The following is a 13,251-nucleotide window of genomic DNA, read 5'->3' on the forward strand; positions in this document are numbered from 1 at the left end:
GAAGGGGCGACTGTAGCAGTCAGTGGACCACGCGGAACGTGAAAGGTGTTACCAGGCGTGAAACCAGCCCAGGGTAATCATCGCCAGCACCCCATAGCGGCCGGCCTTGGCCAGGGTCACCAGCAGCAGGAAGCGCCAGAACGGCTCACGCATGATGCCGGCGATCAGTGTAAGCGGGTCGCCGATCACCGGCATCCAGCTGAGCAGCAGCGACCATTGCCCCCAGCGCTGGTAGCGCTGTTGCGCGCGCTCCAGTTGAGCAGGGTTGAACGGGAACCAGCGCTTGTCACGCAGGTGCTCGATGGCCCGCCCCAGCACCCAGTTGACCACCGAGCCCAGCACATTGCCCAGGGTCGCCACCAGCAGCAGGGTGGCCCAGGCCTCGGGCTGGCGCAGCAAAAGGCCGACCAGCACGGCCTCCGATTGCAGCGGTAGCAGGGTAGCGGCGCCGAAGGCGCTGAGGAACAGCGCCCACAGGCTGAGCATCAGTAGTTGGCGACCACGGTGTCCTTGCCGTCCTGGGTCACGCCGATGACCTGGTAGGCATCCTTGTGGTCACCCATTTCCATACCGGGCGAGCCCATGGGCATGCCCGGCACGGCCAGGCCCTTGAGGTCGTTGCGCTTGGCCAGCAGGCGCACCTGCTCGGCCGGAACATGGCCTTCGACGAACTTGCCGTCGATCACCCCGGTATGGCACGACGCCAGGCGTGGCGCCACGCCCAGGCGTTGCTTCACCTCGCTCATGTTCGGCTCGACATGGTCGTTGACGGTGAAGCCGTTGTCGCGCAGGTGGCTGATCCAGGCCTTGCAGCAGCCACAGTTGGGGTCACGGTAGACGTCGATGGTCTCGGCAGCCTGGGCCAGGCCGGTGATGGCCAGCAGGCCCAGGGGCAGCAGGTGTTTACGCAGCATCATGAAACACTCCTTCAAAAATGTGGGCGGATACCGGCGACCAGGCCTGTGGCTTGCTCGCGCCCGGTGTCGTTGCGGCCCCAGGGGCGGTCCGGTATCCAGCGGTTGGCCAGCAGCATAGCGCAAGCGGCCTTCAGGCGCAGCGCGGCCTGTTGCCCTTCACCAGCGTTGCCAGGCAGCCAGTCTACCTGCCAGGTACTGGTTCCGGATGCCGGCCTGTCATCACGCTGGCTAACGTGCGGCACACCTATCTGAGAGCCTGCTTGATCATGACCCTACCACTGGACTGCCTGTTGTACTCCAAGACCAATCTGATCGGCATCGGACCAAACCTGTCCGAAGAGGAACGCCTGGACGTGCAAACGTTGCTGGACCATGCCGATGAGTTCGCAAGCCGCTTTCTCGACCGGGACGAGCTATGGAAAAGCTGGCTCGACCGCTTCCGCAATCGCCTGGAGAAACATGGTTGCGTAAGGACGGCCGCCCTGGAGTTACCGCCCCAGGTCATCAGGGGCCATGACGATTTCGATATCAGGCTCGAGCCCATCGGCACAGGCAGCACACCGACGCTGTTGGCCCAACTGGCGCGCGCATCCATGCAGGAACTGCGAATCAGTGCACACGCCAGCAAGTTCCTGCAGTCTGGTTGGCAGAACGACGTCGCCTCTTCGTTTCTGATCACACCCTGCCATAAGGATGAGGAGGGCCAGATCCATCTGGCGGTCTACTCGTTTCGCTTCAATGGCACCGTGGAGATGCGCGACTTCGGATTCTGGAGCGAGACCCAGCGTGACATCGTCGTGTGGAACACCGGCATTGTTTATCGTTTTGACGTGGAACGTTTTGCCGGTTTCCGTCAGCAGATTCGTAAAGAGTTGGGCGACCGACGGCTTGGTGCCGTTACCAGGATTGACCTCTAGCCACCTCGCTCAAGCTGGCAGGTCACGCATCAACAGGCCATATGCCAACGGCACCTGCTCGGGGACAGGAAGGTAGATGGTGTGGCCATCGCCTGGAGCGACCTGAAGCGGTTGCTGCTGGCCGTTGCTCATGTGCTCGAGATCGAAGTGGTAGTTGCCGCGCGGGGTCATCAGTTCCAGGTGGTCGCCCACGGCGAAGCGATTCTTCACCTTGACCTCGGCCAGGCCGTCGACGCGTGCCCCGGTCAGCTCGCCGACGAACTGCTGGCGCTCGGACACCGAGTTACCGCGCTGGTAGTTCTGGTATTCGTCGTGCACATGGCGGCGCAAGAAGCCTTCGGTGTAACCGCGTTGGGCCAGGGATTCGAGGTTGTCCATCAGCGAGCGGTCGAATGGTCGCCCGGCCACCGCATCGTCGATCGCCTGGCGGTACGACTGCACGGCGCGGGCGCAGTAGAAGTGCGATTTGGTACGGCCTTCGATCTTCAGCGAGTGCACGCCCATGGCGGCCAGGCGCCCGACGTGCTGTATGGCGCGCAGGTCCTTGGCATTCATGATGTAGGTGCCGTGCTCGTCTTCGAACGCCGGCATTTCGGTGCCGGGGCGGTTGCTTTCCTGCAGCAGGAATACCTGCTCGGTCGGTGCCCCCAGACCCAGGGTCGGCTGCACTTCGCGCACGATGTCGCCGGTGGCGTTCTCGGTGGCCGGTGTGGCGTCGTACTTCCAGCGGCAGGCGTTGGTGCAGGTGCCCTGGTTGGCATCGCGCTTGTTGAGGTAACCCGACAGCAGGCAACGGCCGGAGTAGGCCATGCACAGGGCACCGTGGACAAACACCTCCAGCTCCATGCCCGGCACCTGCTGGCGGATTTCCTCGATCTCTTCGAGCGACAGTTCGCGCGACAGGATTACCCGGCTCAGGCCCAGTTGCTGCCAGAATTGCACGCTGGCCCAGTTGACCGTGTTGGCCTGCACCGACAGGTGCACCGGCATCTGCGGAAAATGCTGGCGTACCAGCATGATCAGGCCTGGGTCGGACATGATCAGCGCGTCCGGTGCCATCTCGATCACCGGCGCCAGGTCCTTGAGGAAGGTCTTGAGCTTGGCATTGTGCGGGGCAATGTTGACCACCACGTAGAAGCGTTTGCCCAAGGCATGCGCCTCCTGGATGCCCAGGGCCAGGTTGGCATGGTCGAACTCGTTGTTGCGCACCCGCAAGCTGTAGCGTGGCTGGCCGGCGTAGACCGCGTCGGCGCCATAGGCGAAGGCGTAGCGCATGGTCTTGAGGGTGCCGGCGGGGGCCAGCAGTTCGGGCTTGGCGATAGGGGTCATGTGCGCACCGGAGCAAAAGGCGCGGATGCTAGGGCTGGCAGATACGGCGCGTATTGATTTGCATCAAGGAAATGGCAGCACTTTTGCCAAGGCGCGGTGCACTAATAACGCATAAGCCATGCGAGGAGCCGCGATGAACCAGACCGCCCTGCAGAACAAAGCCCTGGCAGTACTGCTGGCGCTGGTGACCATTGCCTTCATCTGGATCCTGCTGCCGTACTACGGTGCGATCTTCTGGGCGGTGATACTCGGCATCCTGTTCGCCCCGCTGCAGCGCCACCTGCTGCTGCGTTTCGGCCGAAGGCGCAACCTGGCTGCGGCGGCCACCTTGCTGGTGTGCCTGCTGGTGGCGATCCTGCCGGTGATCATCACCAGCGCGCTGCTGGTGCAGGAGGGAGCCGCCCTGTACCAGCGCATCGAGCACGGGGAGCTGGATATTGCCGGTTATGTCGAACGCGGCAAGGAGATGCTTCCGGCGTTTGCCCAGCAGGGCCTGGACAGCATGGGCATGGGCAACCTCGACGGGCTACGCGACAAGATCAGCAAGTGGGCCACCCAGGGCAGTCAGGTGCTGGCCAGCCAGGCGTTCAACTTTGGGCAGGGCACGTTCGAGTTCGTGATCAGCTTCGGCATCATGATGTACCTGTTGTTCTTCTTCCTGCGCGAAGGCGCGGAGGTCGCCCGCCAGGTGCGTCTGGCAGTGCCGCTGCCCGAACACCAGAAGCGCCGTTTGCAACTGAAGTTCAACCGTGTGGTGCGGGCGACGGTAAAAGGCAACGTGCTGGTGGCCATTACCCAGGGGGCGCTGGGCGGTTTCATTTTCTGGGTGCTGGATATCCCGAGTGCGCTGGTATGGGCGGTGCTGATGGCGTTTCTGTCGCTGTTGCCGGCGGTGGGGGCGGGGATCGTGTGGGCACCGGTGGCGGCGTATTTCCTGCTGACCGGTGCGATTTTGTCGGGGGTGATACTGACCGCGTTCGGTGTGCTGGTGATCGGTCTGGTGGACAACTTGTTGCGGCCGATCCTGGTGGGCAAGGACACGCGCATGCCGGACTACCTGATTTTGGTGTCGACGCTGGGCGGGCTGGCGGTGTTCGGGCTCAACGGCTTCGTGATCGGGCCGTTGATCGCGGCGCTGTTCGTGTCGAGCTGGGCGATCTTCGCGGCAACCAAACCCCGGGTGCAGTTGCCGGAGTAGCACTTGTTCGATAAAGGCCTGCCGATACGGCGATTCTTGTAGGAGCGGCCTTGTGTCGCGATCGGGCTGCGCCGCAGCCCCAGCAAATTTCGCATTGACGCAGCAACCCTGGGGCTGCGGCGCAGCCCGATCGCGACACAAGGCCGCTCCTACATCTATCGCGCAAACGTTCAGGATGTTTGCGGCATCTCACCCTTGGCCAGGCGCCGGTTGATGTCGGCGATCACTTCGGGCAGTTCGTTGATGGTGTCGATCAGGTAGTGCGGGCGGGAGCCGGCGAACAGGGCGTGGATGCGCTGGCGCTCGCTTTCCAGCTTCTCGGCGCTCAGCGCGCGGTAGCCTTCCCAGGTCAGCCCCAGGGCATTGCCCGAGCACACCAGGGCCACGGTCCACATGCCGGCACGGCGGCCTTCGAGAATGCCCGGCACGGTATCGTCGACCTTCACGCACGCCGCCACGTCGTCGATACCCAGCGCGATCACGTTGGCCAGGGCCTGGGCCGGCCATGGGCGGCCGTTCGGGGTTTCGTCGGTGGCCACCACATGGTCGGCCACGTAGCCGTTCTGCGCAGCCAGCTCCACCACCTTGTCCATCACCACCTTCGGGTAGCCCGAACAAGAGCCGATCTTCAGGCCGTCCTGGCGCAGCCCGGTGAGAGTGTCCAGGGCGCCGGGGATCAGCGCCGAGTGCACGGCGATCTTCTCGATCTGCAGCGGCATGAAGCGGTTGTAGATGGCGGTGACATCATCGTCGGTCGGGGTACGGCCGAACACCTTGCGGTAGCGCTCGGCAATTTCCGGCACATCGCACAGGGTGCGGATGTGGTCCCACTTGCCCATGCCCATCGGGCCACGGGCTTCTTCGATGGACACCTGCACATCGAATTCGGCAAAGGCTTCGACAAAGATCTGGGTCGGGGCGAAGGAGCCGAAGTCGACCACGGTGCCGGCCCAGTCGAGGATGGCGGCTTGCAGCTGGGTAGGGTTGCTGTAGTTCATGTGCGCTTGTTCCTGAAATTGGGTGGGCAAAGGGTCAGATGTCCAGCACTTCCATTTCCCGCAGCACCTCGGCCACGGCATTCACGGCGGCCTGCATGCCATCCGCTCCGACAACGCCGATGCAGCCGACACGGAAGGTTTCCACCTGGGTCAGCTTGCCCGGGTAGAGGATGAAGCCCTTGGCCTTGACCCGCTCGTAGAAGTCCTTGAACTGGTAGCGGGGATCGTTCGGTGCGTGGAAGGTGACGATGATCGGCGCCTGGATCTCGGCGGGCAGAAAGCTGCGCAGGCCGATGGCGGCCATGCCGTCGAGCAGGGTCTTGCAGTTGTCGGCATAGCGCCGGTGGCGTGCCGGCAGGCCTCCCTCCTCGTTGTATTGCTGCAGCGCTTCGTGCAGGGCAGCGACCACGTGGGTCGGCGGGGTGAAGCGCCATTGGCCGGTCTTGGCCATGTAGGTGTGCTGGTCGTGCAGGTCCATGGCCAGCGAGTGGGCGTTGCCTTCGGCAGCGGCCAGGGCGGTTTTCTCGGCAAACACGAAGCCCATGCCAGGTACCCCTTCCAGGCATTTGCCGGAGGCGGCGATCAGCGCCTCGAAGGGGATGGCGCGGGCATCGATCGGCAGTGCGCCGAACGAGCTCATGGCGTCGATGATCAGGCGCTTGCCGTGGCCTTTGACCACTTGGGCGATCTCGGGCAGCGGGTTGAGGATACCGGTGCTGGTTTCGCAGTGGATCAGCGCGACATGGGTGATGGCCGGGTCGGCGGCCAGCAGGCGGTCGACGTCGGCGGCGGTGGTCGGCTGGTCTTCGGCGGTTTCGAAGGTGCTGTAGGCACGGCCCAGCACTTTGCAGATCTTCGCCAGGCGCTGGCCATAGGCGCCATTGATCAGCACCAGGACCTTGCCGTCACGCGGCACCAGGGTGCCGATGGCCGCTTCCACGGCGAAGGTGCCGCTGCCTTGCAGGGGCACGCAGTGGTGGCTGGCGCTGCCGTCGATGATGGCCAGCAGTTGCTCGCAGACACTGACAGTCAGTTGGTTGAAGTCGCGGTCCCAGGAGCCCCAGTCCACCAGCATGGCTTGGCGGGTGCGGATTGATGTGGTCAGGGGACCGGGGGTCAGCAGAATCGGGGCGTTGCTCATTCCGTTATTCCTCACAAGCGGTGGGCTGAAACTACGGGGCCTAGGTTGCAATTGGCGCTGTCATCAATCAAATTGTTTGTTGTTATCCGAGCTATAAGTAAGGCCGATAAATATGAACCTGTTCCAGTTGCGTGCCTTCGATGCCGTGGCCCGTGAGGGCAGCTTCACCCGTGCCGCCGCACGCCTGTTCATCAGCCAGCCGGCAGTGACCGGGCACGTGAAGGCGCTGGAGGAGCACTACCAGATCACCTTGCTGCGGCGTACCGCGCGGCGGGTTGAGTTGACCGAAGAGGGCACCCGCCTGGCAGCCATCACCCGCGCCATGTTCGGGCTGGCCGAAGAGGCGCAGGCCATGCTCGAGGCTAATCGCCAATTGCTGACCGGGCGCCTGGAGGTGGCGGCCGATGGCCCGCACCGGGTCATGCCGATGCTGGCGCTGCTGCGCGAGCGCTACCCGGGCATTACCGTCAACCTGCGCTTGGGCAATGCCCAGGAAACTTTGGCGGCATTGCTCAGCGAGCATGCCGACGTGGCCGTGCTGACCGAGATCGAGCCGCGCAAAGGCCTGCATCTGCAGAACCTGTGCGAGTCGCGGTTGTGCGCCTTGCTGCCGGCGGGGCATGCCTGGGCCAGCGGCGAAGGTGATTTGCCGCTGGCCGAGCTGCACCAGCAGATCATGGTGTTGCGCGAGCCCAGCTCCACCACCCGGCGCACCTTCGATAAGGCCTGCAGCAAGGCCGCTGTGCAACCTCGGGTGCTGCTGGAGCTGGATAGCCGCGAGGCGGTGACCGAAGCGGTGGCCTCGGAGCTGGGCATTGGCGTGGTGTCGTCCACCGAAGTGGCCAATGACCCGCGGGTAGTGGCACGGCCGCTGGCCGGTGACGGCCTGGTCAACCAGCACCTGATCGGCTGCCTGGAGCGCCGCCGTGAGCTGCGCCTGATCCAGGCGTTCCTCGGTCTGGCGGCTGGGCTGTGATGGCTGTTTTCAATCGGGCGGCCTAAGATGGCCGGCATTGAGCCGACAGGACCGTTGATGAGCGAGAAAGACACCATTTCCATGCAGCTGGTACGCGAGGCGCTGTTGCAGACCTGCCCCGCTGGCGAGCCCGATATCGGCTTGCTGGCCCGGGCGGGTATCGCCGTCGAACAGCTGCACCTGCCTGCGGCGCGAGTCAGCGCCGAGTCCTATGCCCGGCTCTGGCGCCTGCTGGCGCGGCGCTGCAACGATGAGTTCTTCGCCATGGACCCGCGCGGTCTGCGCAGCGGCAGCCTGGCGTTCATGTGCCGTGCCAGCATGGGCCAGCCGACCCTGGGCGTTGGCCTGGAAACCGCGCTGGCGTTTCTGTCACTGATGCTTGAAGACCTGCAGCCAAGCCTGGTGCGCCAGCAGGGCCTGGCCGAAATCGTCATCAACGAACCGCGTGATACCCCGCGCCGCGCTTTCACCTATTTCACCTTCTGGATGATCGTGCACGGTGTGACCTGCTGGCTGGCCGGGCGACGTATCCCGATCCTGGCCATCGATCTGCGCTGTGCCGAACCGCCTTTCTGCGATGACTACCGGGTGATGTTTTCGGAAAACCTGCAGTTCGAGCGCCCGCGCACGCGCATGATCATCGCTGCTGAATGCCTCGACCTGCCGCTGCGGCGCAGTGAGGAGGAACTGCAGCGCTTTCTGGCCGAGGCACCGGGCAATATCCTGGTCAAGTACCGTGACCCGGCCAGCCTGGGGCGGCGCATTCGCACCGACTTGCTGCGCCTGGACCCGGGGCAGTGGCCCGATGGCGACAGCCTGGCACGGCAGTTGTGCCTGTCGCCCTCTACCCTGCGCCGGCGGTTGGCCGAAGAGGGGCAGAATTACCAAGGGTTGAAGGACAGTGTGCGGCGTGAGCTGGCGATTGCCTGGCTGAGCCAGGAAGACGCAGCCATGAGCGAAATCGCCGAACGCCTGGGTTTTGCCGACAGCAGTTCGTTCTACAAGGCGTTTCGCAAGTGGTTCGGCTGCAACCCCGGGCATTATCGAGCGCTGGTCCTCAAGCGCGGTAGTGGTGGCTAAGGGACCACGCCTTCCCAATGCCGGTCGCCACCGCTGGCGAGCATCGTGACAAGTCGATCACTGACCAGGAAATCGACGATGTCTCAACCTGCCTTGCACCCCAAGTTGCTTCACCCCGCCGAAGATTTCATCGCGCAAAGCTTGCCCGCCTGGTTGAAGGCGGCCAAGCCCAAGCAGCTTGCCAGGCTGCAACTGCGTTTCAATGCCTATCTTGCGAGTCAGCGGCAGATGGCAGGGTTCGCCGACCGCCTGCAGCCTCTGGACCGTTTTGCCAAGCAACTGTTCGAGCCTGCCTTGCGTCAGGACAGCCAGCTGAAGCTGCAGGTTGACCTGGACAAGCTGGTGTGGCGCGAAACACGCGCACGGCTGGATGTGAGAACCGGCTTGATCCCTGATTATCAACCGTACTTCGTGCGCATGCCGGCCTTGCAAAAGCTGTTGCAGAACTTCAAGGCCAACGAGTCCTTCTTCCTCGGCACCGCCTTGACCCTCCCGGGAGCCCACCAGGACGAGCAGGTGGTGAGCGAAGACATCGACCGGATTGTCAGCCTGTGCCGCCAGGTGGATGTCGGCAGCGCCTACCAGCGGCACCTGGCGCAGGTATTGACCCCTGACTATGAAAAAGCCCTGACCACCGACCGGCGCCTGGAACTGGCCGTGGCGGTCGAGATCGCGGCCATCAAGCAGCAGCTGGATCCGCAAGACCTGCTGCTGCTGCGTGTCGCGTGCAAGGATGAACACGCCGTGATCAAGGGGCCGCTGCAGCTGGAGATCGGTGCGCTTCAGGTCCTTGGCTGCCGGGTGGATGGCGCGCTGGCGGTTGAATTGATCGAGCAGTCCCGCCACCAGTCCACGTTTCCCTTCGGGGTACCTGGGCGCTTGAAAAGAGTGATCCTGTATACCCCTGACGATCAGGCGCAACCCCTGCGCGCGTTTACCAACTGGGATGAGGCGAACCGTGTCCTGGCCACGGCGATGGGCAACCGGGACTTTCGGCAGGCATTCGTGGGGCGCATTGCCTTGGGTGATCGCGCCACTTGTGAGCAGGCCCTGGCCACCCGCTTGCAGGATGCACAACCTGACCTGGAACCCCGCAGGGTGTTGGAAGCGGGGGACGGTTTTGCGTCGATGGCCGCCTGGCACATGCAGCGAATCAAGGCCGATGCACGTTTCCTTGCGGTGCCCACCGCCCAGGCCGATGACGCGGCTTCGGAGCAGCGCCTTGACGAGCTCAAAGGCGCCGGCCTGGTATTGCTGAACCTGGCAGGCCTGTTCGTGCCGGTCATCGGGGCTTTGCTGCTGGCGGACCTTGCCAGGCAACTGTTGACCGAAACTTTCGAGGGCGTGCGTGACTGGCAGTTGGGCCATCAGCATGAGGCCTTGGAGCATATGCTTCAGGTGGCCTTCAGCGTGGCAACTACCGGTGCGGTGGTTGTCGGTGTCCACCTGGCCCGCAGTGCATTCGTCGAAACACTGGAGCCGGTTATCACCGAAGATGGCCGGCAACGGCTTTGGCGCAATGAGCTGGCGCCTTACCAGGACACTACGCCACCTCTACAGCTGACGGAGCTCGACAACGGCTTGCTCGCCGAGGGTGAGCGCCATTGGTGGCGGTTGAATGGAGCTTTGTATCGGGTAAGGCAAACCGTCAATGGCGCTTGGCGCTTGCTGCATGCCGAAGGTGAGGCAGCGTTCGGGCCGGTGCTGGAACGCTGCTCTGCGCGTGGCTGGCGGCTGGCTTATGAGCGGCCACTGGAATGGCAGGGCGCCGCGCTGTTGCTCGGGCGGCTTTGGCCGGCTGCGGCCGCGATGGATGCTGTGCGGGTGGAGCAGGTGCTGAAAGTCGCGGATGTCGACGAGGCCTACCTGCGTGGCCTGCTGGTGGAGCGGCGAGCGATGCCAGTGCAGCTGCGCGATACCTTGCAGCGCTTTGCCGTGGACGCGCGCGCGCAAGCCTTTTTCAGCCAGCTGGAAGCGGGGGAGGCCGATACCGATTCCGACTTGTGGCAATGGTGCATCGAAAGGCTGCAGCTGCAGGATGAAACCGTCGAAGAACAGACGCTGTCGATCGGTGACGCGGCAGTCGAGTTGCGTGAGGCGATGCTCGAGCATTTCTCCAGGCTTTACCTGGCCGACGACCCGCTGCTGAGATTGATTCAGCGAGACTTCCCGACGCTGCCAGAGGCCTATGCCCTCGATGTGCTGGAGCATGCCACCGAGGCTGTGCGCTTGCGCATGCAGGCAGAGTCTCGCCTGCCGCTGGTGTTGGCCGAGCAGGCGCGGGTGGCCCTGCAGTTGGCGCGCCTGACCCGCATGCGCGAAGCGTTGTACCTGCAAGGCAGCTACCGGCCGGAAGTGGTGGCGCTGGCCTTTGCCCTGCTGCGTCGGCATGGCCCCGGCGCTGCCGGGTTCAACCTGGTGTTGCGTCGTGACCCGTATGCTGGGGCGGCGATGGAACGGCTGTTCGCCGAGACCGACCTTGAGCAGGACGTGGTGCTGGTCAGGCGGGAAGGGCGCTTCCAGCTCTACAACGACAGAGGCTTGCCGGATGAGCGCGAGGTCGCCGCCCCCGAGGGGCTGTTCGAGGTGCTGGCCGCTTGCCTGCCCGTGGAATACCGGGTGCGACAGGGTTGGAATGGCACCGATGCGCCGACCAGAATCCGCGAGCAGATGCAGGCCTGGCTACCCGGTGACCGGCAGGCCCTGCTGCGCCTGCTCGGCTGGCGGGAGGCAAGGCCCATGGCATCGCCCATGCAGCGTTTGGCCGATGGCCGAGCGGGCTATCCACTGGGTGGCTGCCAGTCGTGCATCGGCTCGCCGGAGCGTGTGGTGCGGCAGCGGGTGCGCGCCTTGTACCCCGGTATCGGGGATGTCGGCGTCGATCGCTATGTCCAGAGCCTGTTGGACATGCGCGGGGGCCTGTTCGAGAACCTGCTGCGTGTCGAGCAGGAATACCGCCGCCTGGATGACAGCTTGCTGGCTTGGGTTGCAGAGGTGGCGGGCAGCGCCAGCCGCGCACGCCGACGCGTCGCAGATTCGTTGCGGCGTGCCTGGCAGATGCGCAGCGACCGCGCCGTCGGCGCTATCGGCAACGATGCGGTGCTCAGCCTGAGCATCGTCGCCGTACCGGTGGGCAGCCTGCCCGTGTTGCCGGTCGGGACGGACTTCTCGCACGTGTCGGAATTGACCCTGTCGGCGCTCGGTCTGGATGCCATCCCGTCGGGGTTCCTCGCCTGCTTCCCCGATCTGCTGTGCCTGGACATGAGTGACAACGCCTTGCGCGCGCTACCTGCGGGGCTGGAGCGGTTGACCGCTTTGCGCCAGTTGCTGATGCCGCGCAACCGTATTCGTATCTCGGAGCCGCAGGCCAATGTGCTGACTGGCCTGGCGCTCTTGCGTTCGCTGGACCTGAGTGACAACCCGCTCGGCGACATCAGGCTACAGTTCGAGCGGTTGCCCAGCCTGCGGATCCTGCGTTTGAACCGCGTGCAGATGACGGCGCTGCCCCGGGGCCTGGAGTGGTGTGGCCTGTTGGTGTTCGCCGACCTTCGCAACAACCAGATAGCCGAGTTGCCGGCAGCCTTGTTTCAGGCCCCGTTGCAGTTGCGCCGTGCCATGCACCTGGAGGGCAATGCGCTGTCAGTGCAGGATCTCGATCGCCTTTATGCCGTCGAACGCCTGTTGGCCACGCCCCGCCCGCAAAGGCACGCCCCGGCCCGGGAACAATGGCTGCAGACCCTGGACCCAGCGGCGCGGCAGGAGCAGCAAGGGAAATGGGATGCGCTGAATGCCGAGCCCGGCAGCCTGGCTTTCTTCGAGCTGCTCAGGCAACTGACGACCACGGCCGAATTCAGCAAGGCGCCGGCCGAACTCGGGTTCAGGGTATGGGCAATGCTGGATGCCGCCCATGCCGATACCACCACGCGCATGGCGCTGTTTGACCTGGCAGCGGAGCCCACCACCTGTGTGGACAGCGTTTCAACCGTGTTCAGCCGCCTCGAGGTGCGCATGTATGTCGAGCAGGTCACCCGCGGCGGCGACCCGATTTCGACTCGCGCGGCACGCCTGCAGTTGGCCAAGCGGCTGTTTCGCGTGCACTGGGTAGAGAAAATCGCCCGACGCGAAATCGACGCCCGCTACCAGGACGGACGTTGGAGCCGCGGGAACCATGATGAAGAGGAGGTGGAGGTCAATCTTGCCTACCTCAGCGGCTTGGCCCAGCGCCTGGACCTGTTGGGCCAACCTCGCCACATGCAGTTTGGCAGGCTGGCCAACGTGTCGTCGCTGCAACTGGAGGAGGCCTTCAAGGAAGTGCTGGAGGTGGAGGCGGGCGAGCAACGGGTCGTGTTCATAAGCGAGCGTGATTTCTGGTTGCCGGTACTGCGGGCAGAGCATGCGGACGACTTCGAAACCCTGGAAACGCAATTCTCCCTGCGACTGGAAATTCTGGACGAGCAAAGGGAGACCTTGACCAGTGACGAGTACTGGAACCTGAGCAACGCCCTGCGCGATGAGCGCGAGCAGGCCCTGGCCAGCCTTGCCCAGCGCCTTACGCGCGAAGCGTTCATGGTGCCAGAGGCAAAGTGACGGCGCTTCACGGGTGGTACGCAGTGTGCCGCCCTGCTTCTACCGCAGGGGTTCCCTCTGCGCAAGCGCCGGCAGGTTGCACACCATGCGTGGCTTTCGACAGTCATC

General features: G+C 64.2%; 11 protein-coding genes. 5 read left to right on the forward strand and 6 right to left on the reverse strand.

What is annotated here, in order from left to right:
* Positions 1–48 precede the first annotated feature (48 nt).
* From E5221_RS10195 to E5221_RS10205, 3 genes are read right to left on the reverse strand one after another with little or no spacing between them, the layout of a single operon-like run.
* Positions 49–486 carry a YqaA family protein gene (locus E5221_RS10195; protein WP_039614164.1) on the reverse strand — a complete coding sequence of 146 codons (438 nt, stop codon included), beginning with the start codon at positions 484–486 and terminating at the stop codon, positions 49–51.
* Positions 486–914: a DUF411 domain-containing protein gene (locus E5221_RS10200; RefSeq protein ID WP_015269641.1), complete on the reverse strand. Its 429-nt coding sequence runs from the start codon at positions 912–914 to the stop codon at positions 486–488. The genes E5221_RS10195 and E5221_RS10200 overlap by 1 nt, the downstream gene beginning before the upstream one ends.
* 14 nt (positions 915–928) lie before the next feature.
* Positions 929–1,159, reverse strand: coding sequence for a hypothetical protein (locus E5221_RS10205; protein ID WP_061551510.1), 231 nt, complete (start codon positions 1,157–1,159; stop codon positions 929–931).
* A gap of 24 nt (positions 1,160–1,183) precedes the next feature.
* Between E5221_RS10205 and E5221_RS10210 the strand changes: the two genes are divergently transcribed.
* Complete coding sequence (locus E5221_RS10210; protein WP_247847295.1) at positions 1,184–1,834, forward strand: hypothetical protein; 651 nt, start codon at positions 1,184–1,186, stop codon at positions 1,832–1,834.
* 9 nt (positions 1,835–1,843) lie between these two features.
* On the opposite strand, the gene yegQ is transcribed toward E5221_RS10210, so the two are convergent.
* A complete protein-coding gene (gene yegQ / locus E5221_RS10215) occupies positions 1,844–3,163 on the reverse strand; it encodes a tRNA 5-hydroxyuridine modification protein YegQ (RefSeq protein WP_039614166.1) in 1,320 nt (439 codons plus the stop codon).
* A 133-nt stretch (positions 3,164–3,296) separates the two neighbouring features.
* On the opposite strand from yegQ, the gene E5221_RS10220 reads away from it, so the two are divergent.
* Complete coding sequence (locus E5221_RS10220; RefSeq protein ID WP_123084544.1) at positions 3,297–4,361, forward strand: AI-2E family transporter; 1,065 nt, start codon at positions 3,297–3,299, stop codon at positions 4,359–4,361.
* 170 nt (positions 4,362–4,531) lie between these two features.
* Here the strand turns inward: E5221_RS10220 and phnX are convergent, their stop codons facing one another.
* A complete protein-coding gene (gene phnX, locus E5221_RS10225; protein ID WP_015269646.1) occupies positions 4,532–5,359 on the reverse strand; it encodes a phosphonoacetaldehyde hydrolase in 828 nt (275 codons plus the stop codon).
* Positions 5,360–5,393: 34 nt separating this feature from the next.
* Positions 5,394–6,500 (reverse strand): 2-aminoethylphosphonate--pyruvate transaminase, encoded by a 1,107-nt coding sequence (locus E5221_RS10230; RefSeq protein ID WP_247847297.1) that lies wholly within the window; start codon positions 6,498–6,500, stop codon positions 5,394–5,396.
* Between the two features lie 112 nt (positions 6,501–6,612).
* On the opposite strand from E5221_RS10230, the gene E5221_RS10235 reads away from it, so the two are divergent.
* The 3 genes from E5221_RS10235 to E5221_RS10245 all read left to right on the forward strand — a co-directional run bounded on the left by E5221_RS10235 (position 6,613) and on the right by E5221_RS10245 (position 13,143).
* Positions 6,613–7,476: a LysR substrate-binding domain-containing protein gene (locus E5221_RS10235; protein WP_015269648.1), complete on the forward strand. Its 864-nt coding sequence runs from the start codon at positions 6,613–6,615 to the stop codon at positions 7,474–7,476.
* Between the two features lie 57 nt (positions 7,477–7,533).
* On the forward strand, positions 7,534–8,556 hold the full coding sequence (locus E5221_RS10240; RefSeq protein WP_247847300.1) for an AraC family transcriptional regulator: 1,023 nt from the start codon (positions 7,534–7,536) through the stop codon (positions 8,554–8,556).
* A gap of 78 nt (positions 8,557–8,634) precedes the next feature.
* Complete coding sequence (locus E5221_RS10245; protein ID WP_247847302.1) at positions 8,635–13,143, forward strand: NEL-type E3 ubiquitin ligase domain-containing protein; 4,509 nt, start codon at positions 8,635–8,637, stop codon at positions 13,141–13,143.
* The last annotated feature ends 108 nt before the right edge of the window (positions 13,144–13,251 follow it).

Source organism: Pseudomonas sp. A2, from assembly GCF_023100865.1.
GTDB classification, from domain to species: domain Bacteria; phylum Pseudomonadota; class Gammaproteobacteria; order Pseudomonadales; family Pseudomonadaceae; genus Aquipseudomonas; species Aquipseudomonas asiatica.